This window comes from Ningiella algicola (genome assembly GCF_028401415.2).
GTDB lineage: Bacteria > Pseudomonadota > Gammaproteobacteria > Enterobacterales > Alteromonadaceae > Glaciecola.
On record NZ_CP171821.2, the window covers coordinates 1,335,364 to 1,357,037 of the forward strand.

General features: G+C 45.3%; 18 protein-coding genes. 1 reads left to right on the forward strand and 17 read right to left on the reverse strand.

Going from position 1 to position 21,674, the window contains the following annotated elements; translation table 11 throughout:
- Position 1: 1 nt before the first annotated feature.
- The 12 genes from fliM to PN836_RS06045 form a co-directional block, all read right to left on the reverse strand.
- Positions 2-1,081, reverse strand: a complete 1,080-nt coding sequence (gene fliM / locus PN836_RS05990; RefSeq protein WP_395344341.1) for a flagellar motor switch protein FliM — start codon at positions 1,079-1,081, stop codon at positions 2-4.
- Positions 1,082-1,118: 37 nt separating this feature from the next.
- Positions 1,119-1,631, reverse strand: a complete 513-nt coding sequence (gene fliL / locus PN836_RS05995; RefSeq protein ID WP_395344342.1) for a flagellar basal body-associated protein FliL — start codon at positions 1,629-1,631, stop codon at positions 1,119-1,121.
- 27 nt (positions 1,632-1,658) lie between these two features.
- Entirely contained in the window at positions 1,659-4,052 is a 2,394-nt protein-coding gene (locus PN836_RS06000; protein WP_395344343.1) for a flagellar hook-length control protein FliK, read from the reverse strand.
- Positions 4,053-4,393: 341 nt separating this feature from the next.
- Complete coding sequence (gene fliJ, locus PN836_RS06005; protein ID WP_395344344.1) at positions 4,394-4,849, reverse strand: flagellar export protein FliJ; 456 nt, start codon at positions 4,847-4,849, stop codon at positions 4,394-4,396.
- Between the two features lie 5 nt (positions 4,850-4,854).
- Positions 4,855-6,207, reverse strand: a complete 1,353-nt coding sequence (gene fliI, locus PN836_RS06010; RefSeq protein ID WP_395344345.1) for a flagellar protein export ATPase FliI — start codon at positions 6,205-6,207, stop codon at positions 4,855-4,857.
- Positions 6,188-6,982 carry a flagellar assembly protein FliH gene (gene fliH / locus PN836_RS06015; RefSeq protein ID WP_395344346.1) on the reverse strand — a complete coding sequence of 265 codons (795 nt, stop codon included), beginning with the start codon at positions 6,980-6,982 and terminating at the stop codon, positions 6,188-6,190. Before fliH ends, fliI begins: the two co-directional genes overlap by 20 nt.
- A gap of 2 nt (positions 6,983-6,984) precedes the next feature.
- Positions 6,985-8,034, reverse strand: a complete 1,050-nt coding sequence (fliG, locus tag PN836_RS06020; RefSeq protein WP_395344347.1) for a flagellar motor switch protein FliG — start codon at positions 8,032-8,034, stop codon at positions 6,985-6,987.
- A gap of 22 nt (positions 8,035-8,056) precedes the next feature.
- The gene (gene fliF / locus PN836_RS06025) at positions 8,057-9,757 is read right to left on the reverse strand and encodes a flagellar basal-body MS-ring/collar protein FliF (protein WP_395344348.1); all 1,701 of its coding nucleotides are present in this window, start codon (positions 9,755-9,757) and stop codon (positions 8,057-8,059) included.
- Positions 9,758-9,769: 12 nt separating this feature from the next.
- Positions 9,770-10,099: a flagellar hook-basal body complex protein FliE gene (gene fliE, locus PN836_RS06030; protein WP_395344349.1), complete on the reverse strand. Its 330-nt coding sequence runs from the start codon at positions 10,097-10,099 to the stop codon at positions 9,770-9,772.
- Positions 10,100-10,470: 371 nt separating this feature from the next.
- Positions 10,471-11,298: an isocitrate lyase/PEP mutase family protein gene (locus tag PN836_RS06035; RefSeq protein WP_395344350.1), complete on the reverse strand. Its 828-nt coding sequence runs from the start codon at positions 11,296-11,298 to the stop codon at positions 10,471-10,473.
- Between the two features lie 455 nt (positions 11,299-11,753).
- Positions 11,754-13,115, reverse strand: coding sequence for a sigma-54-dependent transcriptional regulator (locus tag PN836_RS06040; RefSeq protein ID WP_395344351.1), 1,362 nt, complete (start codon positions 13,113-13,115; stop codon positions 11,754-11,756).
- Positions 13,112-14,428 (reverse strand): sensor histidine kinase, encoded by a 1,317-nt coding sequence (locus PN836_RS06045; RefSeq protein ID WP_395344352.1) that lies wholly within the window; start codon positions 14,426-14,428, stop codon positions 13,112-13,114. The genes PN836_RS06040 and PN836_RS06045 overlap by 4 nt, the downstream gene beginning before the upstream one ends.
- A 293-nt stretch (positions 14,429-14,721) precedes the next feature.
- Between PN836_RS06045 and PN836_RS06050 the strand changes: the two genes are divergently transcribed.
- Positions 14,722-16,179 (forward strand): GGDEF domain-containing protein, encoded by a 1,458-nt coding sequence (locus tag PN836_RS06050; RefSeq protein WP_395344353.1) that lies wholly within the window; start codon positions 14,722-14,724, stop codon positions 16,177-16,179.
- A 74-nt stretch (positions 16,180-16,253) separates the two neighbouring features.
- On the opposite strand, the gene PN836_RS06055 is transcribed toward PN836_RS06050, so the two are convergent.
- From PN836_RS06055 to pseB, 5 genes are all read right to left on the reverse strand, one after another.
- Positions 16,254-17,714, reverse strand: coding sequence for a sigma-54 dependent transcriptional regulator (locus tag PN836_RS06055; protein ID WP_395344354.1), 1,461 nt, complete (start codon positions 17,712-17,714; stop codon positions 16,254-16,256).
- Between the two features lie 123 nt (positions 17,715-17,837).
- On the reverse strand, positions 17,838-18,689 hold the full coding sequence (locus PN836_RS06060) for a pirin family protein (RefSeq protein ID WP_395344355.1): 852 nt from the start codon (positions 18,687-18,689) through the stop codon (positions 17,838-17,840).
- A 65-nt stretch (positions 18,690-18,754) separates the two neighbouring features.
- Complete coding sequence (gene pseF / locus PN836_RS06065; protein WP_395344356.1) at positions 18,755-19,474, reverse strand: pseudaminic acid cytidylyltransferase; 720 nt, start codon at positions 19,472-19,474, stop codon at positions 18,755-18,757.
- The gene (pseC, locus tag PN836_RS06070; protein WP_395344357.1) at positions 19,471-20,628 is read right to left on the reverse strand and encodes a UDP-4-amino-4,6-dideoxy-N-acetyl-beta-L-altrosamine transaminase; all 1,158 of its coding nucleotides are present in this window, start codon (positions 20,626-20,628) and stop codon (positions 19,471-19,473) included. The genes pseF and pseC overlap by 4 nt, the downstream gene beginning before the upstream one ends.
- 29 nt (positions 20,629-20,657) lie before the next feature.
- Positions 20,658-21,656 carry a UDP-N-acetylglucosamine 4,6-dehydratase (inverting) gene (pseB, locus tag PN836_RS06075; RefSeq protein WP_395344358.1) on the reverse strand — a complete coding sequence of 333 codons (999 nt, stop codon included), beginning with the start codon at positions 21,654-21,656 and terminating at the stop codon, positions 20,658-20,660.
- Positions 21,657-21,674 lie beyond the last annotated feature (18 nt).

The following is a 21,674-nucleotide window of genomic DNA, read 5'->3' on the forward strand; positions in this document are numbered from 1 at the left end:
TTTACTTCCTCACTAAAATTTTGTCTAAGTCCTCTTCGAGCACTTGTAACTCTGAATCACTGTCAATCTTCTTACCGCCTTTGGTGAAGGAGTTAAGCTCTGTTTTCACCGAAACCGGTCGCGGTATCTTGCTGGTTATTTGCAGGGCTAGAGCATCACGAGAACGACCCATTTTGGCTCTAAATGAAGGCAAATCTTCAATCGAAACGGTTACCGTTTCTGGCATATGAATCGGAATAATATCGCCTTCTTCGTAATTCATTAGCTGTTCTAAGGTCACTTCTACATCTAAGAAATGCGTGCTTAAATCTACCTCAACGTCCATAATCTCGTCGCGCAGTGCTTTACTCCATCTGAAGTCGGTATCTTCTTTGTCAGTTTGTACACCCGCGTCCAAGGTATCTCGTATCGGTTCAAGCATAGAGTAAGGTAGCGACACGTGGAAATCACCGCCGCCGCCGTCAAGCTCGATATGAAATGAGCTGATAACCACCACTTCCGTTGGCGATACAATGTTCGCCATTGCTGGGTTGACTTCCGAATCTAAATACTCAAACGACACGTCCATCACTGGCGCCCACGCTTCTTTATAATCCTCAAAGATCAGTTTAAGCAGCATTTGAATAATGCGACGTTCGGTGGGGGTAAATTCTCTACCCTCAATTTTCGCATGGTAGCGACCGTCTCCGCCAAAGAAATTATCCACCATGATAAACACTAAGCGGGCTTCCATAGTAATAAGACCGGTGCCTTTTAACGGTCTAAATCTAACCATGTTAAGACTGGTTGGCACAAAAAGGGTGTGGATATACTCACCAAACTTGATCATTTGAATGCCATTAATCGACACTTCTGCACTGCGACGCATCATGTTAAATAAGCTTATGCGCATATGCCTTGCAAATCGTTCGTTGACTATTTCCAAGGTTGGCATTCGACCGCGTACAATTCGGTCTTGAGACGAAAAATCGTATTCCAGCGCCGAGCCGTCGTTTTCAATTTCATCGACTTGCTCTTCTTCAACGTCGTCTACACCATGGAGTAGCGCGTCAATTTCGTCTTGTGATAATAAATCGCTCACTTGGCTTCTCTATTCATTGGATATATTGCAAATTCTGCTACTGAATCACAAAACCGGTAAACAATACTTCTTCAATCACCGGATTTTGTTCGAGATCATTCATAACTTGTCTTACCTGCGCAGTGGATTTGCTTCTTAATTCCGCTTTGCCACCTTCAGTCACTAAGTCATCTGCATTTGACGCACTAAATACGCGAAGCAAGGTTCCCTCAATCATTGGAATATGACGCTTTGCACGCTCTTCGTTTTCACTGCCGCGTACCATCAACTGCACGTCAATTTGAACAATTCGCTCGCGAGTTGTGCCAGGCGCATTAAATTGAAACGGCCGTGGCATACCAACATACACTGCCCCACCTGTGTTGGTCGCCATTTCTGACTCTGATGCAGCGCCATCTTGTACACTCACCTCATCTGATGCATCAGATGAGAATAGGAAAAAATATGCACCTGCAGAGCCTGCCAAGAGCACGACTACAGCGATGATGATTAACATCATTTTGCTCTTTTTCTTTTCACCCGCTGGCGCTTCTAAATCTGCCTCTGCCATGTTTTTTCCTATGTTCTCAATTTGTACTTACACAAAGTAGTCAATGCCACCCAAGGCGCTACCAGCAACTCTTTGCTCAATGACGGAGCCTGTAGCATCTTCCATAGCTTGCTCTGAACTTGTTTCAGAAGCTCGACTACCAGAAGAGCCATCTCTGGCTAGTTCACCTTCATCATTCGCTTGTGAACCACCATTGCTGTCTTGCTGAACAGATGATTGTCCAAGTTCAATACCTTGTTCCTGGAGCATTTCGCGCAATTTTGGAAGCGCTTGATCTAAGGCTTCTTTTGCCTGCATCGATTGCACGCTAAAATTCACGGATGCTGCATCACCATTTAGATTAACGCGTATCTGCATTGCTCCTAGCTCAGGTGGGTCAAGTCGAATCTCTGCCGCAGGATTGCGACCATTGACCATCCATCTCACTTTTTCAGCTAGTTGCTGCTGCCCATCTGGTTTAAAGATATTTACCGCTTTATCCAAATTGTTTACTGTGGCCTGAGCAAGTTTCGTACCTTCTGTGTTCAATGAGGCAGATTCTTTTATCAAGCTGACTTCGTTTAGCGTAAACATCTGGTTTTGCTGGCTTTGTACAGACTGAGAAACAGAGTTTGCCAGTCCCAGGATATTGCTAAACTGGGCTAGCGCACTGTCAACTTTACTGGTCTGTTGCGGTGGAATTTCGACATTAGCTTGCGCAAGTGCGTCAGAAACCAGTGACTTTAAATCAATACCGGGTTCACGGCCGCTTTGCAGTTGTTCTTTGAATTCTTTTAGCCCAGATTGCATGGCAGCAACAAACTCACTGCCTTTTTGCTGCGCTCCTAAATCGGCCGCAAACTTTTCAACCCGAGACTTAATGTTTTCAATCGTATTTGTTTGTGAGCGCTCGTCCAACAATGCAAGCTGCTTGAGCATGTCTTGTTCGTTAGGCGCCTTCACGTTTATTTGAGCGTCTACTGGCATTTTTCCGCTACTTTGTGCGTTAGCAGAATTGCTCAGAGCCTCTTCATCTGTTTGTCGTGTCTGCGCAACATCAAGAACCTCATCAGAAATTGCGGTTTCGCCTCTTTGCGCAATATCATTTAATTGAACATCTTGCGCCTGTAGTGATTTACCATTGTTTAAGTCGCTTGAGGCCTTAGCTTCAGACTCACTCAGTATTTGCTGATTTTGTGCATCCAGCGTCTTTCCTATATGTTCCAAGTCTTTTGCCGCTGCCTGCTCTATTGAAGCATTCAATGCTTGTTCTGAATCGTCAGTCGGATTTGAGCTGTGCAACATGTTCTCAAGTAGTGCTTTATCCAGCGCTAGGCTTTCCTCAGAAAGCGCATTATTGTTATCTGTTTCACCTGCTTTAGTATTTTGTTCGTGAAACTGGTTTAACATTTTTGTAATGGCTGCAGTTAGTTTGTCTAGCTGCTCCTGAGCAAGCTCATCTTGGGCAAAAATATCATAAAGACTAACGCCCGCTTTCTGCGCATCCAGAATTATCTGAAGTTCGTCTTCTGTCAAACTAATGCTAATTAAGTCTTTAGCTTGCTCATCTTCGCTCACGCCTTCGGAAATTTCACTGGATTGTTCATTCAGCGCTTTTACATCAGAAACAAAGTCGACGTAGTTGAACTCTTTGTTAGCGTGTTTAGCAAGCAATTCAACGGTGTCTGAATGAATGCTAATTGGGCTAAAGCCTTGCTCATCTTCGCTCACGCCTTCGGAAATTTCATTGGATTGTTCATTCAGCGCTTTTACATCAGAAAAAAAGTCGTCTTGGTTAAGCACCTTGTTAGCTTGCTCTGCTAGAAATTCAACTTCGTCTGAGTGAGCGCTAGTTCGCTTGAAAGCTTGCTCCTCTGGGGTAGCGGGAAAATTATCAATATTGGCCTCCTCCAAAGGGGAATCTCGTTCAATCGTCTGCTCCAAAATTTGCGCATCAGACAGAACCTGTTCGCCATCTGTCTCGGCGGCAGCATTTAGGTCGGCGCTAGATGAGCTTTTTCCATTCGATGCTTCAGTTGTTGCCTCATTTAATGCAGCCTCACTTACAGGCTCATTATAAGTGGCAGTTCGCATTAAATCTTTAGAGTGATCATCTGTTGCACTTTTACTATCAACTCCCTTGTCGTTTTCTTGATTGCCGTGCTCAACAGGTTGCGTGTAGGCAATATTGTCATCACTACGAAATCGACCTGAATCCTCTTTGCTACCTTCTCTCATACTAGGACGCGCAGCGCTTGATTGCGCAAAAGCACCATTCTCTGCGTCAGCAATCGCGCGCTCGAATGCACTTCGACGGTCCTCATATCCATTTGCTGCTTGGGCGCTCTGACCGCTGTGTTCTGATACAGCAGGCTTGACCATGTCAAACGGCAAACTGCTTACGGCAGATTTTGATGATGGAGTGGCAAATTGTTGCATCATAACAATATTGTCCTAGTCTTTATAATTTATAAACCACTGTAAATATTGATCTTTTTTAATTTAACAGTGAAGCATAAAGAGGATTTTGCAATTGGCGTACCAATTTAATTACACGCGAATGTAAACCTTGGGGACAAGCGGGCTTATAACTTAACCTGAATCCTGTTTAAGAAATGGTGCAAGCGCTTGTTTCACATACTTAAATTAATTTTTACACTCAGTGCTGCTAGAATTGTGAAAGACAAGGCGCAAAAGTCACGTAATAGTTATTCTATTGCTGGCTTTTGCAACGCAGTAATTCGCAATTCTAGCGGTGCTGAGCGCCGTTTCTTAAACAGGATTCAGGTTAACTTAGACAGGCTTTGTTTTAAATGCGCTAGGCCCGACAGCTCATCGAATAGTTTTTGCTCTTGCTTAGCCTCAATAATCGATTGTTGTTGGCTGCGTTTGTCGATGAGTTTAGAAATGGCTTGTGATTTAGCTTGTTGTTCGAAGTACAAGCGTTTGCGCTGATCCACGACCAGCGTTGCTTGATTAATCATGTTTACCTGTTGCTCGCAGGCTTTATCGAGTTTACCGACGAAGCTTTGATGCTGTATAAGCGCTGTAGCACCCAGGCCTTCGCTGGCTTTTTGTTTAATCACGTTTAAGTAATCCAAACGATACTGCTCAAGTGCGGTGAGTTTTTGTTGATGCTCAAAAAGATGCTGCTTGGCTGCTTGAAAATCGCTTTGCAACTTGTCTTCTTTATCTTTTTCAATTCCCAAAACTAGCTGAAGTTGTTTTACACTCGCCATCTGTTTTATTGACTCTGACCTTGTGAGGCTGCATTTAAGCCTTTACCAAGTGTTTGCAAGGCTTCACCTCCTTGTTCAAAACTCACAATTTGTTTGGTGCTTTGTTGCAAAAAGGCATTTATGGCAGGCGCGGCGGCAATCGATAAATCGATAGTGGCATCACTGCCTTTTGCGTAAGCGCCTAAGTTAATTAGGTCTTTATTTTGCTGGTATGCGGAATACACACGTTTAATACTTCTGGCATTTTGTTCATGCTCAGCGCTGACAACTTGTGGCATTACGCGCGAAATGGACGCTTCAATATCAATTGCAGGATAGTGACCGGATTCTGCCAGTGCGCGCGACAAAACGATATGCCCATCGAGAATGGCACGGGCAGAATCTGCAATTGGGTCTTGCAAATCATCACCTTCAGTTAACACCGTATAAAATGCGGTAATAGAACCTTGATATTGACTGCCATTTCCTGCGCGCTCAACTAATGCGGGCAGTTTTGCAAACACTGAGGGCGGATAACCTTTCGTTGCTGGCGGCTCTCCTACGGCAAGGGCAATTTCACGCTGCGCCATGGCGTAGCGTGTCAAAGAATCCATTAGCAATAACACGTTTTTACCTTGGTCACGAAAGTACTCAGCCACGGTTATAGCGGTTTCGCTTCCTTTTAGGCGCATTAGCGGGGAGGTGTCTGCGGGAGCGGCAACAACTACGGCTTTTTGCCTATCTTCTTCACTAAGAATATCATCGATAAATTCTTTGACTTCTCGGCCTCTTTCGCCAATTAGCCCCACCACCACCACATCAGCATTGGTGCCGCGCGTCATCATGCCCATCAATACGCTTTTACCAACACCGCTACCAGCGAATAACCCCATGCGCTGACCTTTGCCAACCGTAAGCATTGAATTAATTGCTCTTACCCCAACATCCAACGGCTCTGACACTGGTTTACGTTGTAGAGGGTTGATTGGTGAAGGTTGCGTAGAGGCTCGCTTTTCAAACTGAATAGGCCCTTTGCCATCAATTGGCTCACCGTTACCATCGATAACGCGACCCAATAAAGCCTCTCCAACACCTAAACCAGCATCGTGAGAAATGGGCTCTACCAAGGAACCAGGCACAATCCCTCTGATGGACTCTACGGGCATTAAGAAGGTAATGTCATTGGCAAAGCCAACAACTTCAGCTTCTACTTTTCCGCTCACCGTTTTGACTCGGCACCGCCCGCCTATTGGGATTTGACAACCTACCGCTTCAAGGGTTAAACCCACACCGCGAACGAGTTTACCCGATGCAACAGGCGTTGACTCAGATACAGAGCGTCTAATTGACTGCAGGTGCTCAACTAGCGCGAGGGTCATCGCTCAATCCTTGCTCTTGCAACATTTGATCAAATATCGCCTCGCAGCGTTTTGCTATCGACATATCTACTGCATTATTTTGGCTAAGTACTTTGCAACCGCCCCGCCCTTGTTCTTCACATGGCACTAAACGCCAATTATTTTTTTCGTTTGCCTCGTCGCTAGCAAGACGTTCATTAATAAGCAATACATCTTCTGGGTGCAGCATGATTTGATACTGCGCCTCCTGAATCGGAAGTGCCGTAATACTTTCACTGATGATTTGCATAAGACTGTCGCTAGACTGACTAAGCTCTACCTTCAAGACTGCGCTTGCCAGCGCTTTTGTCAACATCACAAGCTCTTGTTTAACTTCATCATTCACTTGCTTTAGAGGCTGTTGTAGCTGGGCAACGATTGATGCTAACGCGTCAATTTGAACTTTTGCGGCTTCATCTGCCTGCGCTTTACCGGCTTCAAATCCTTCGCTTTGCCCTTGTTCAAAGCCCTCTTTTTTGCCAAGCTCAAGGCCTTCTTCTTGACCTTTTTCAAATCCTTCTTGCTTGCCGCTTTCGAAACCTTCCTCAAACGCAGCGCTTCGAATTGCTTCGATATCTTCGGCAGTCAGGGGTTTAATTTCTTCCTCTACCTCTGGCGCTTCGTATTTCCACTGCGTAAAAGGCTTATTAAACGCCGTTGTGCGCTTTAACGCTTTAGCACCTTTACTCTGTGCGCTTTCAACAGGCGGCAAATCCCAAAGTTTAGCATCAGCTGTTGTGCTGTTTTGCTCACTCATGCTTATACAAACTCTTCGCTACCGCCGCCACCTAGGACGACTTCACCGGCGTCGGCTAAGCGACGTGCTATTGAGAGGATCTCTTTCTGTGCAGTTTCAACTTCGCTTAACCGCACCGGCCCCATTGCTTCCATGTCATCAAGCAGCATTTCCGCAGCACGTTTTGACATGTTGCCCGTAATTTTTTCTTTCAGCTCGTCGTCTGCGCCTTTAATCGCTTTCATAAGTGACTCTTGCTGCACTTCACGCAGAATTGCTTGAATACCTCTATCGTCAACGTCAATCAGATTGTCGAATACAAACATCAAGTCCTGAATTTGCTGAGACATTTCTTCATCTTGCTCACGGATGGCATCCATTAACTGAGCTTCGATGTTGGTATCGAGGTAGTTCATGATATTAGCGGCAGATTTCAATCCGCCCATCTTCGCAGCTTGCGCACCCGCTTGACCCGCAAACTGTTTCTCCATAATTTCGTTAAGTTCTTGCAGCGCCGCCGGTTGTACTTCTTCGAGGTTGGCAACACGCATTAATAAGTCTAAACGAACTTTTTCTGGGAATTGCGCCATAATTTCTGCAGACTGCTCAGGCTCTAAATACGACATAACGATGGTTTGAATCTGAGGGTGTTCATTGCGAATAATGTTTGCCACTTGCTTCGAATCCATCCACTTGAGCGACTCGAGGCCTTTTGCGCCTGCACCGGCAAGAATTTGGTCAAGTAAATGCGCTGCCTTATCTTCGCCTAAGGCCGTAGTCAGCGTGCGGCGAACAAAGTCTTCGCTCTTAAATCCAATGGTTGAGTAGTTTTGAATTTCTTCAATAAAGTGCTTATGCACTGCATTGATTTTTGACTGCGTCATATCATCCATCGCGGCCATCGCGGCGCCAAGAGCTTGAACCTGCTTGGGCTGCATAAACTTTAATATCTGCGCGGCGTCGTCTTCAGACAAACTCAATAACAAGATAGACGCTTTTTCAATGCCATCAAGCTTGCCAATATCATAGCTTGGCGCTTCTTCTTGTGTTTGTAGTGCTGTATTTTCTGCCATGATTCTCTCTAATTCGGTGTTTCTATTCGTCTTCTAATAACCAGCCGCGTACGACCTGCGCGGATAATTCGGGTTCATTGGCAACTAGGGCACGCACGACCTTAAGCACATCTTCATCTTTGTTTAAGTTCGGTAGCGTGAGCGAACCGTCTGCTGCAAAACCTACTTTGGCTTCATCAAATTCATCGCTCAACATGTCCATAGTTTCGTCACCAAGGTCAAGTTCGATATCGTCGTCACTCACTACTGCGCTCATATCCGCTTCTGGGAAGATGAGGCGCTTAAGCATCGGTCTGACAACGGCCATTATTAGCACAATGATAACAATCGCGCCCATAACGAGCTTTAAGATGGGCATGAAGAAGTCTTCTTGCCAAAATGCTTCCTCTTTTACCTCACCCATATCAATGCGATTAAATGGGATACTGACCACTTCAAGTGAATCACCGCGAGTGACGTCAAACCCAATGCCACCTTGCAGCAAACGTCGAATGTTTAACAACTCTTGCTGAGACATTGGCGTTGATACTGTCTGTCCGTCGGCTCCGGTAGAAGCAATATGATCAACGGCAACAGATACGCTTAACCGTCTGATTACGCCCGTTTGCTGTTTAGTGTGGCTAATGGTGGTATCTAATTCGTAGTTGCGTGTTTCTTCTTTTGTTCGGTTACCAGGAACGGTCTGGTCACCACCATTGCCGCCCATAGCGTCTTCTGGAATATTGGAATCAAGCGGTGGCTGATTGGTGAGCGCGCCTGGAATACCAGCAATAATTGCGCCCACTGTATTTTGTTCAGAAATCATTTCACTGCGCACAGCGGGTAAATCTGGGTTGTAGCGACGTTGAGTTTGTTCAACGGCAGTAAAATCCATGCTGACATCTGCCTGAGCAGTATAGTTACCCAGGCCAAGCACAGGAATCAAAATAGAATCAATTTTCTGTAAGTACTCTTCTTCGCGCTTTTTCTCAAGCTCGTATTCTTTGCGGGCACGTGAACTCATCGAATCTTGTGAGCCAGAATTAAGCAGTCGCCCGTTGCTGTCAGTTACCGTCACGCGGCTAGGCTCCATGCCTTGCACTGCAGATGCAACAATATCCACAATCGAGTCAACTTCTTCACCCGATAACACTGAACCACGAAGCGCGGTTACCACCACTGTCGCGCTGGCTTGCTTTTCTTTACGGGCAAATACGTTTTCTTTTGGAAGCGCCAATAACACTCGCGCTTTGCTTACGGCATTAATGTCTTCGATGGTGCGCGCAATCATCTGTTCGCGTGCGTGTTTTAGACGTTCTAGCTCAACGCGTTGACTAACACCAAACCCCATGTCTTGCATAATGATATCGGCACCACCAGACTCTTGTGTGGAAATGCCTTCTCGCACCATACCTAAGCGCACATCTTTAAACTGGCTGTCGACCACATAAATGGTTGTACCTTCAATTTTGTATTGCACTTGCTGCTGATCAAGATAGTCAAGGGTTTCTATCATCTCTTGCGCTGGCATTTGTGCCAGGGGTCGATAGGTTGGCTCTTTTGACCATAAAAAAATGAATATTGCGATAGCAACACAAATGACCAAGGTCACAATCATCGTCATTTGACGGATAGTTTCTGCGTTACTTAAACTCTCGACAATGGGGTTTTTGCGAGCATCAGCAACTTCACGTTCACTTATGTCGTCAGAAATTGCCAGTTCGGTACTTGTTGATTCAGCCACGTCTTACTACCTCTATACCGGCATGTTCATAATGGTTTTATACGCTTCAAGCAGCTTATTTCTGACCTGAACAGTCGCTTCAAAAGCAATACCTGACTTCTCTTTTGCCACCATTACGTCAACGAGGCTTAAATCGGGGTCACCCATCTCAAATCGTTGCTGCATGGTGCGCGACTCTTTTTGCATGCCATTGACGTTGTTAATTGCTTGGCTCAACATATCTGAGAATTCAGAACCCGATGGATTAACTTCAAGACGCTGCATTGGCGCATTTGGCACCGCACTAGCCTGCGCTGCCATGGCCTGCATTTCTTGATAAAGTGAGTTTGCTTTTACATCCATTTGAACTACCTTAAGCGTCATTTTTTTGCTAAAACTGCAATCGATACGAGGGCATATGCAATCGAAATGCCATTTTGAGAGAAAGCGGCAATTTATGGTCAAAATGAACGGCAAGGGTTTGCACTTGCCTCGTCATTTGGGTATTCGGCTAATTCGGTAGTTGGGCAAGGGTTGCCTAAAGAGGATGTTCAAGGGAGGAGACCCACCTTCAAATAGCTGCTGGCCCGTCCTTGGGCGCTCAGCATTGTGGGGCGTTCGCAATTGTTGGGCAAGGGTTGCCTAAAGAGAATGTTCAAGGGAGGAGCCCCACCTTCAAATAGCCGCTGGCCCGTCCTTGGGCGCTCAGCATTGCACGTCCGTGTGCAATGATGCTATTTGAAGGTGGGGCTCCTCCCTTGAACATTCTCTTTAGGCAAAATGCTATAGGTTCCATCTTTGAATAAGCGATTCATATTTTCAAAGTTCAATCGCTTGTTTTCAGCTTGCTCTGGCGTTTGAGATTGCAATACAGTGTACGCCGCAAGAAAAGGATTCGGCCCAGCGCTATAGCGAGACGCACCACTATTTGCGTGATCAAAATAAGCGGAAGAAATACTTTCTACCATTAGGTTTATTGGCACTTCTACAGCATCGGAAAATTGCTTTGCAGCAGTGATATCGCTTAAACCCGGGATAAAAATGCCACTCGCCCCCGCCTTTATGTAGCGTTTCATTCGAACAAGGGTTTGATCAAAACACTCAGCATCATCGACTAGCTGACGCAGATAGACATCGGTTCGTGCGTTGATATAAAATTGCGCTCCCACGCGCTCACGCATTGCCATGATCTTTTGTGCTAGCAATTCGGGCGCATCCATTCCATCTTCTATATTAATGCCTACCACACCCAAAGCGCACAAACGCTCACATAAATCGGCAACTTCATCCGGCAAGTCGGAATAGCCGTTTTCAATATCTACGGTTAGCGGAATTGTCGCAACTCGCTGTATACGTTCAATGGCATCAATTAATTGTGATGTTGGCAAGGCTGCACCGTCGGCGTAACCCAATGACCAAGCTAAAGACGCACTGCTTGTTGCAAGCGCTTTCGCGCCATTTGCTTGCACTATGGCAGCGCTAGCGGCATCCCATATGTTGTTAAGTAGCAGTGGCTCTTGTTTGTTATGTAGGCTTTGAAACTTGGTAAATTGTGTTGTCATCTAACTATCTCCTAAGTGAGTAACTAGTGTATAAGAAGATCTCGTTTAAACACGTGTTTTTCGGAACTGATAGTAAAGTTAAATACAAAACGCCGGCGCTTGTTTTGGCTCTTCGAGATGGGATTTCCGCAGAGAGCTGGTTATTAATAGTGTCATTGCACACGGACGTGCAATGCTAAGCGCCCAAAGACGGACTCAAACCAACAGCCCGGCGCTTGTTTTGGCTCTTCGAGATGGGGTTTCCGCAGGGGGCTGGTTATTAATAGTGTCATTGCACACGGACGTGCAATGCCAAGCGCCCACGGACGGGCCAGCGACTATTAATAACCAGCCCCCTGCGGAAACCCCATTTCGAAGAGCCAACCCTCATAAAGCAAAAAAAGCCGCCTCTTGGGGGAGGCGGCAATAGGGAGACATCCATATCATTGCTTACAAACTTTTAGCGCTTTGAAGTGTTAATTAGGGACTTCAATTCCCGACTCGCGCATTTTCGCGAGCTTATAACGAAGGGTTCTGGGGCTGATGCCTAACTTCTCAGCAACATCTTTGCGCTTACCATTGTAGGCTTGCAGCGCATCCAAGATGATTTGATGTTCCTGGAATTTAAGTTCCGACCCCAATAATTTGTTATCGGACTCTTGTGCATCAACTTGAGCAAAAAATTGCGGTGCGCTAGATTCCATCATTGGGCTGGCTGGCTCAATCAATAAATCGGAAGCATCAATTTGCCCCTCTTCAGCCAATATCAAAGCCCGCTGAACCACATTTTCAAGCTCGCGCACGTTTCCAGGCCAAGTGTGGTTTAAGAGTTTGTGTTGGGCAGCAGCGGTTAATTCACCAATCTCAATGTTTTGAGATTGGCTATGGCGCACAATTAAATGGTTCGCCAGAGGAATAATATCGCCTTTACGCTGAGCAAGTGGCAACCACGTAATTGGGAATACATTCAAACGATAGTATAAATCTTCTCTGAATTTACCTTGTGCGACCGCCTCTTTAAGGTCTCGGTTACTAGTAGCAATTACCCGCACATTTAATGATATGGTTTTGCGGCCGCCCAAGCGCTCAACTTCACGCTCCTGCAACACCCGCAACAACTTGGCCTGAAGCGCCAAATCCATCTCTGTGATTTCATCTAACAGTAGCGTACCTTCTTGCGCCTGTTCGAACTTACCCGGGCACGCTTGTATTGCGCCCGTGAATGCGCCTTTTTCGTAGCCAAACAAAGTGGCTTCAAGCATATTTTCTGGAATCGCCGCACAGTTGATAGCCACAAATGGACATTCGTTACGCTTTGATTGGTCATGGATATATCGTGATATAACCTCTTTACCCGAACCACTGGGGCCAAGCACCATAACCGTGGCATCTGATTTAGCGACCTTTCTTGCCAATGCAAGCATATCGATACTGCTCTGATCGGCTACAATCGGGTTAGTTGACTCCACGCGCTGAGCAGGTGCATAGCGCCCTACTAAATTCAGCAATACTTGTGGTGCAAAGGGTTTTGAAAGATAGTCGGTCGCGCCGTCGCGCATTGCCTGTATGGCATCATTGATGTTCGCGTATGCGGTCATCAAAATCATTGGCAGTTTCGGGTATTTGTTTTTTACGCTTTTAAGCAGAGACAAACCGTCCATACCCTGCATTTGAATATCACTGACAATTAAATCAAATTCATTTTGCGACAGTTTCACCATCGCAGACTCCGCGCTTTCGACAGGCGTTACTTGGTAACCACCTAACAATAAAGTATCGACCAGAGCCTCTCTTAATCCGTGATCGTCTTCTACTATTAGTACTTTAGTTTTGCTCATGCGCTGACTCCTTGATTGTATTGGTCAGATTGTGTGTTTGCTTGGTCTTCGTTGGCAGCATCACCCACTTTTCGATACCCACTGATATTTGGTGCAATTGGCACGTTTATAGTGAACTGTGCGCCCGACTGGGTAGATTCATTTGCTGTTATGTTCTTGCAAGAAACAAAGCCCTTATGAGACTTTGCGACAGTGTTAACAACTGCCAAGCCCAAACCAGTGCCTTGGGACTTGGTTGTAAAAAATGGCTCGAAAATCCGATTAATTTCAGCTTCATCAAGGCCTGGCCCATTGTCGCTGACAACGAAACTGATAAACTCACGCCCCTCAAACTCCATAGCTTCAACATGCAGTGAAACACGATATTCGCTCAATGGGTGCTGAGGCTGCGCCTCATTGTTGTTAGTGTCGACGTGATCGACAGACGTTGTGATGGCCTGTAAAGCATTGCTCAGTAAGTTGCTGATCGCGCCAGACAGTGCACTCAAATTACAAATAAGCGCTGCATCGTTCTCACTCAGGTTTATGTCGAGCTGAACCTTGGCTTGCGTAAATTGCGCTTCTACGTTTTGCTTGGCGACATTCGCGATATGATTCGCGCTCACCGATGTAACGATTTGAGTGTCGCCACTTTTGGCAAACAACAGCATGTCATTGACTTGCGACTCTAAGTCTTTCAAACGCATAATTAGCTTTTCGCTAAAACGTGAAGTGGTTGCGTCTGTCGCTTGTATACTCTTAATATTTTCTGCGTATAATAGAGCTGAAGAAAGCGGCGTACGAACCTGATGTGCCAGCGACGCAACCATTTTACCCAGCGACGATAATCGCTGCATATGACCTACTCTGCTCTGAAGCTCGCGCGTTTGAGTCAAATCGGTAATAACGATTAACTGCCCTTTTTCCTCAACCAATGGCGAGATGTCGATTTTAACGCGCTTGCCATTGCGCATTGATACTTCATGCCCATCATCAGACCGCGGGCTAAACGCACGACTTATTACGTCACGCCAGAGTTCACCTTCAAGTGGCTCGCCCAGTAAACTGGTCGCCTGTTGGTTAGCCAAAGTGACCTTTCCTGTGTGATCAATAACCACAACGCCAGCAGGCATAACCGACACTAAATTTGAGAAACGTTCTGGATTAAGCGCTTGCACATCACTGGCTTGGCATGCATTTTCTAAAGAAGTTCTTTGCGCATATACCTGACGCACGGACGGTACCATTGTATATTCTACAACGCGGCCGTTTTTGCAACCGTTTGCATTACTTGCGTCAAAGTGTGGATCAGCGCTGAAAGAAAGTGTTGCCATAAGCTTAGAAATTCTGTGCATTTACTACTAGATAGAAGCTTTAATGCACGGCACGTGCCAAATTTTTATTTACTAATATCAATAGCTTACTGAATTTTTGTTTTTTGACGCTGTCAAATTTTTGTCTTTTGACACCGTTTAAAAACCTAGCAAAGCTACGCGTCAATCCACAAAATTTTTACACGCGCGCGCCTTATCACATTTATATCTGAGGGAAAAATCGACTTGTTTTTTAACGCTATATACGTCTAAATAGTCGCCGATGAAAAAGAATCAATATAAACGGATTTAATATGAAAAAAACGCAGGGCTACTTGCAAGATTACGTTCACAATCATGCAGGGGCTGTTTTCGCATCAATCTTCGTTTTGATGATTGCCGTGTCCGGCTTTTTTGCTATCAAAGATTTGGCAGCAGAACAAAGCCAACGGCATCAGCAATCTATTTCTCCTGTTTTTGCCTTGGTGGAAAGGGAACTCATTCGTCCACTGCATACCGCTAAAACGATTGCCGACCTAGGCTACTATTCTAGCTATTTCCTTGCAGAGCAGCCAGACGAAAGCAGCTTAATGCCGCTACTCAAGGACTTAGAAAACGAGTTTGGTCATGAGTTTTATCTCGCGCACGAAGTATCAAAAAAGCAATTCAATTCCAGTGGGCGCACCTTCGATTTAATTGAGGGCGAAGTCATTTGGTATTTTGCCCTTCGCGATGAGTTTGACTCTGAGGTTCAAGCGGTTCTTGGTAATCGAGAAGATCCGCATCTGTATATTGACGTGAGGCAGTATAATGATGAAGGGAAATTTTTGGGCTTCGCTGGTTTAGGTAAGTCTCTCAATGACTTTCTCGACTCCTTTGATACCTTTCGACAAGAATATGGCCATGAATTTCTGTTTGTGAACAACCGAGAAGAAATTGTGCTTTCATCGCTTGCACAATACTCTCCCACGCAAGCAGATGGCGCAGATGCGCGCATTGGCATTAAAAACATCAATGATGTTGAATGGTTTCCCGAATTCTTAGAGGAAACCAAAGAAGTCTCAGAGCCAAGCATCATTGTGCGCGGTGCACAAGGCGGTTTATTGGTGTCACAGCTTAAGCTAGAGAGTTTAAATTGGAATCTCTACGTCATGACACCACTTGATGCTCGCCAAGAGGATGTTAATCGTTCTTATACACTTTATGTTGCCCTCAGCTTTCTTGTTCTACTAATCGTTTTTAAGGTGGTTCATCACATTACCGACCGCTTTCTTGATAGCAGAAATAGCCGCGCCAACATCGATGAGCTAACTAATTTAGCCAATCGCGAGTATGGACGAACGTTTTTTAACCGAGTTCGCAGGCGCCATCATCAAATGTCAGTGATTCTTTGCGGCTTGGATAACTTAAATGAAATACGCGAGAAATATGGCAGTGAAACGGTAAATGAAGTGATTGCCCATGCCGCAGATTCTTTTCTAAAGGCCGTTGGAAGTAAAGATTTAGTCGTACGATGGGGAAGCGAAGAATTCGTTGTCATCATGTCTGAGCAAAATGAATCGGCAACCGCAGAGCTTGCCGAATCGCTGCGCTCATCATTGGCTGCATCTGATGAAGCGTCCAGTGAGAGTGGACTGCTTGTCACTGGAAGTTTTGGTGTCTATAGCTCTCGGCAGCTTTCTGACACGCTCGATTTTATGGTCGACAGAGCGAACAAAGCCATGTTTGAGGCAAAGACATCCGGCAAAAACAAAGTTGTGGTAGCCAGCTAGCGAGATTACGACTCGCTAATGCCAACAGTACGTTGGCCTTTTTCAGTAGTTCTCTTATTCACCCAGACTTTGGATTAGTTTGTTTCTTTATCTCGACTGATTTCATATTTGCGCATTTTTTCAACAAGCGTTGTGCGGCGCATTCCTAATTGATCGGCGGCGCGGGCAACTACCCAATCTTGTTTTTCCAAAGCCTGACGAATGAGACTAATTTCCAGGTCAGATAAGTACTCTTTTAAATTAACGCCATCGCTTGGTAGCGTGGTATCTGACGCTGTAGGTAGATGGGTATCTGTACTAACAGGATTGGCTTGAGCGTACTTAAACATGGCGTTAATAGCGTCTCGTTCGGCATTTTCATCCTGACCGGCTTCGGCATGAACCGCTTGTGTGCCGTCATCTTCATACTGATACTTATGCGGAAGATGCTCTACATCAATCACCTGCTTGGGATGTAAAATAGACAAGCGTTCAACTAGGTTTGATAATTCGCGCACGTTGCCCGGCCAAGAGTGAGCCATCAATGAGCGCATTGCACTTTCAGTAAAACGCACGCTATCTTGTTTGCTTCCTTCAAGACGAGAGGCAAGTTCTTGCAACAGCAAGGGGATATCTTGAGCTCGCTCTCTAAGCCCAGGAGACTCAATTGGAAAGACATTTAAGCGATAAAACAAATCTTCTCTAAATTTACCGTCGGCAATCATCCCTTCAAGATTTCTATGTGTCGCGGCGATAATTCTGACATCACATTTAAGGGTTTTCGTTCCGCCAACACGCTCGAAAATTCGCTCTTGGAGTACGCGCAGTAGCTTTACCTGCATTTGTAGCGGCATATCGCCTATTTCATCGAGAAACAGTGTGCCACTTTCGGCCATTTCGAAACGTCCTTTGCGGGAACTGATGGCGCCGGTAAATGCGCCCTTTTCATGACCAAAAAGTTCGCTCTCAAGCAGCTCTCCGGGAATGGCACCACAGTTTACGGGAACAAAAGGCCCCTTTTGGCGCTTTGACATATAGTGAATATTTCGCGCGATAACCTCTTTGCCGGTTCCTGATTCACCAAGCACCAGCACATTCGCTTCCACAGGCGCCACTTGCTCAATCAAATCACGAACTTCGGTGATCCCGCGGCTATTGCCAACCAAGCTTCTAAATAATTTAGTTTTACCAGATACGAGCGTGTCCAGAGGACGATTGGCAGTGTAGTAGTCAGTGCTCTTTTTCAATAATTCGTTAAGATTTGCATAGGTGATAGGCTCAAACAGTGACCCCATCAAATTTTTAAAACTGCGCTCGCCGCTCAGTTGAAAACCGATATTGATAAATGGCGTTTCAGGATATTTTTCTATCACGTCTTCGGCCACTTCAGGCATTTCGCCGTCAATCAGTACCGACGACCAATTATCGCCTTTGCCAATCACTTTTAAGCAATCGGAATAGCCAGAATAATGCCCGTCTTCAGCTAAGAAGCTGAGAATAATTTTAAAATGTTCGATGCGAGCCTGATTATCGCTTATGACCAATATTTCACTCATAACCGCAACTTTATTCCACTGATCTCATAATTATGCTTCGGATAGTACCGAAATCCCGCCATTATTGACACCCATAAATAGAAATTCGCCCGACTTTCAATGATTAAGCAGGCAATACGAGCACTAATAGGGAATAAACTCTTTGTTGTCATCCGGCACAGAAGGGAATTTACCAGCACGCCAATCTTCGATTGCCTGATTGATGCGCTCTTTGGAATACGCAACAAAGTTCCATGTAATATGCGGTACTTGCTCAAAGCGCTCTCCACCTAACATCACCACTCGTCCAGCTTGCGTGAATGTGAAGCCTTCATCTCCCTGTTCAAAAAGCACAAAATCACCTTTACCAAAGTGCTGCCCGCCAAGCTCAATCTCACCAGAAATAATATAAACTGCCGTCTCTTGCTCAAGATTGGGCACAGTAATTTCGCTGTCAGCACAAGCGGCAATGTCGAGATAAAACATCGGCGAATACGTTTTGACCGGCGCACTCATGCCGTAGGCCTCACCCACCACCAAGCGCATCATCACGCCCTCGTGAGTTAAGGTTGGTAGGTTTTGTTTTTTTACATGCTGAAAGCTCGGTTCTAGCTCGCATAAGTTTTCGGGCAAGGCAACCCAACACTGTAAACCATCAATAAAATGGGGATTGGCTCTGACCTCAAAGGTTTCTCTCTCAGAATGAACAATGCCTTTACCCGCTGTCATCCAGTTCACATCTCCCGGAAATATCTCAAGATGGTTACCCAAGGAGTCTCTGTGCAATATGCTGCCAGAGAATAAATAGGTCAGAGTGGAAAGCCCGATGTGCGGGTGCGGTCGTACGTTAATTCCCTGTCCTGCATCAAAATCGCTTGGCCCCATGTGGTCGAAAAATATGAAAGGGCCAATCATTTTCTTTTGCATGTGCGGCAATACTCGTTTAACGGTGAGGCCGCCTAAATCGTGTTCTTTTGAGGCTAAGGGTATGGGCATGTAACTATTCCGAGTTGAGTTTTCTTGTAATAATTACAGAAAACACAAGAAAATAAATAGTTAACTTATGACTTTTTTAAGCCTTGGTGCATCAACTCAGCTCTTCGCCAATCATCTAAAGTATCAATATCTTGAACAAGATAGTGAGGCTGAATGATAGGGAGAGAATATTCTGAAAATACCGGTTTTTGCGACTTAAAGCCTTCTATCGTGCCCCAGTAGAACTGACCAGCATCATGATAAGCGGGCACTAAATCTTGGGAGCGAGTATTGCGATGTTCAGGATACATCGGCGCAAGCTTGCCCTGCTGATATGTTAAGGCTCGCTGTACCGGAAACAAATACTCGCAAACAGTAAACGCGAAACAGGGTTTTGGCGCATCAGTACTATCATCGTGCTGAGTCTGAGCTAGATTTAACGTATCATAAGCCTGTTTGACCACATCGCTTGTTAAAAATGGCGCAGTGGCATAAATGCAGCAACAGTGAGTCACACTTTGATAGTGAAGCTGCATATACTCAATCGCATGTAAAATGACATCCATTGTGCTGGCATGATCATCTGATATATCAGCAGGTCGCATAAACGGCACCGAGGCGCCGTACTGCTTGGAAATATCAGCTATCACTTTAGAATCGGTAGAGACAATCACTTCATCAAACAGGCCGCTATTTATCGCCGTTTCAATCGAATAAGCGATGATGGGCTTGCCATTAAAAACCTTAATATTTTTATTGGGAATGCGCTTGCTTCCGCCTCGTGCGGGGATCAGCGCAAATTTCACTGCAGAATCTCGGTGAGTGTCTTAATGACGAGGTCTTGTTGCTGGTCGCTTAAATCAACGTATAAGGGCAATGTAATCGCATTTTGGTAAAAATGTAGCGCGTTCGGGTAATCCTCAGGCAAAAACCCTAAATCTTGATAATAAGGATGATTGACGATAGGAATATAGTGCACATTGACCAAAATATCCGCCTCATGCAGCTTATCGAACACCATTTTACGATCATGCTCAGTAAGCTCAACCATAAACAAATGCCATGAACTTTGCTCTAAGCTGTCAAAGCGAGGCAGTTTGAGCGACAAGTCTTTTAGTCCTTCAAAATAGCGTTTAGCAAGGCGTCTTCGTTTGGCCACAAAATCATCGATACGCTTAAGCTGCGCAATACCAAGGGCGGCCTGTAAATCACTCAAGCGGTAATTATAGCCAAGCGCAAGTTGCTGATAATGCCACGGGCCATCTATTTCACCCTGCATTTTTTCAAGGTCACGTGTGATCCCATGCTTTGCATACAACACACAGGCATCATGTAATTTTTTGTTGTTCGTCAGAATTGCCCCGCCTTCAGCGGTGGTTATTGACTTAACCGGGTGAAAACTCAATACGGCTAAGTCTGAAAATTCGCAAGCCCCGATCTTTTTATTATTGTAGTCGGCGCCTAGTGCATGCGCTGCATCTTCAATAATGGCAACATTTAAGGGTTTACATAGCGCTGATATGGTTTGCATATCGCAACTTTCGCCTGCGAAATGCACCACCACAATGGCTTTGGGCAACTTATTTTCCTGTTGCGCCTTGAGTAATTTGGATTCTAATGCGATGGGACAAAGGTTACGTGTATCTGGATTAATATCGACAAAGTCAACCGACGCGCCGCAATACAGGGCGCAATTGGCAGAGGCGGCAAAAGAATTTGGCGCTGTCCAAACATAGTCACCTGCGCCTACGCCCAAAGCCAAACAAGCAACATGCAAACCTGAAGTGCCACTGTTGACCGCAGTACAATACTCACCGCCAGTATAGTCGCACAGCGCTTGCTCAAACTCTGGTACTTTACTGCCTTGCGTCAGAAAATGATTTTCAAGTACGTCGATTACGGCATCTACATCGCTGGCAACTATTTGATGCTTACCATAAGGAATAGGCGCTGATTTCATATTCGTACTCATATGTTATTTTTTGCTGACTACAGCGTTTGTTTATCTAAAGCGATAAGTTCTTCAACGCTTAAAAAGTGTGGATTGGTGCCTGAGTGATATTCAAATGACTCAGTGCACACTTTACCCTTTTCAAGCAGTTTATTATGCGCATAGTTTACGTCAAGGCCGGTAAACTTTATGGCGGGCGTGATCACGTAGTGATCATCAAATTCGACGCTATGATGTGCCATTTCTTCTGGCACCATTACTTCATGAAGCTTTTCACCCGGACGAATGCCAATGGTTTCATATTCACGCTTGCCGCTCATTGCCTCCACTAAGTCTAGAATACGGATAGAAGGAATTTTAGGGACATATATTTCACCGCCTTGCATACGCGAGAAGTTTTTGACCACAAAGGCCACCCCTTCATCCAGGGTAATCCAAAAACGCGTCATGCCATCATGCGTCACAGGTAGCTTTTCTCTGCCTTGTTTTAACAGCTCCCGATAAAAAGGAACCACTGAACCGCGAGAGCCTACCACGTTGCCGTAACGAACGACTGAAAAGAGCGGGCCATTGGCACCTGCGATATTATTCGCCGCCACAAATAGTTTGTCAGAGGCTAGCTTAGTTGCGCCATATAAGTTAACTGGGTTTGCAGCTTTGTCGGTAGATAAGGCAATCACTTTGTCGATGCCGTTCACAATACAGGCATCAATCACGTTTTGTGCGCCATTGATGTTAGTCTTGATACACTCATTTGGATTGTATTCCGCTGCTGGCACTTGTTTCAGTGCAGCTGCATGAACAACTAAGTCGACATCTTTGGTGGCGGTTACCAAGCGCTCTTTGTCACGCACGTCGCCAATAAAATAACGCATGCAGTCTTGATTAAAGACTTGCTGCATCTCGAACTGCTTAAGTTCGTCGCGTGAGAATACAATTAAGCGCTTGGGCTTATAATTATCTAACAAGTGCTGAATAAAACGTTTACCGAAAGATCCGGTGCCGCCGGTGATCAAAATACTTTTGTTATCAAACACTGTTTACGTGCTCCTTTA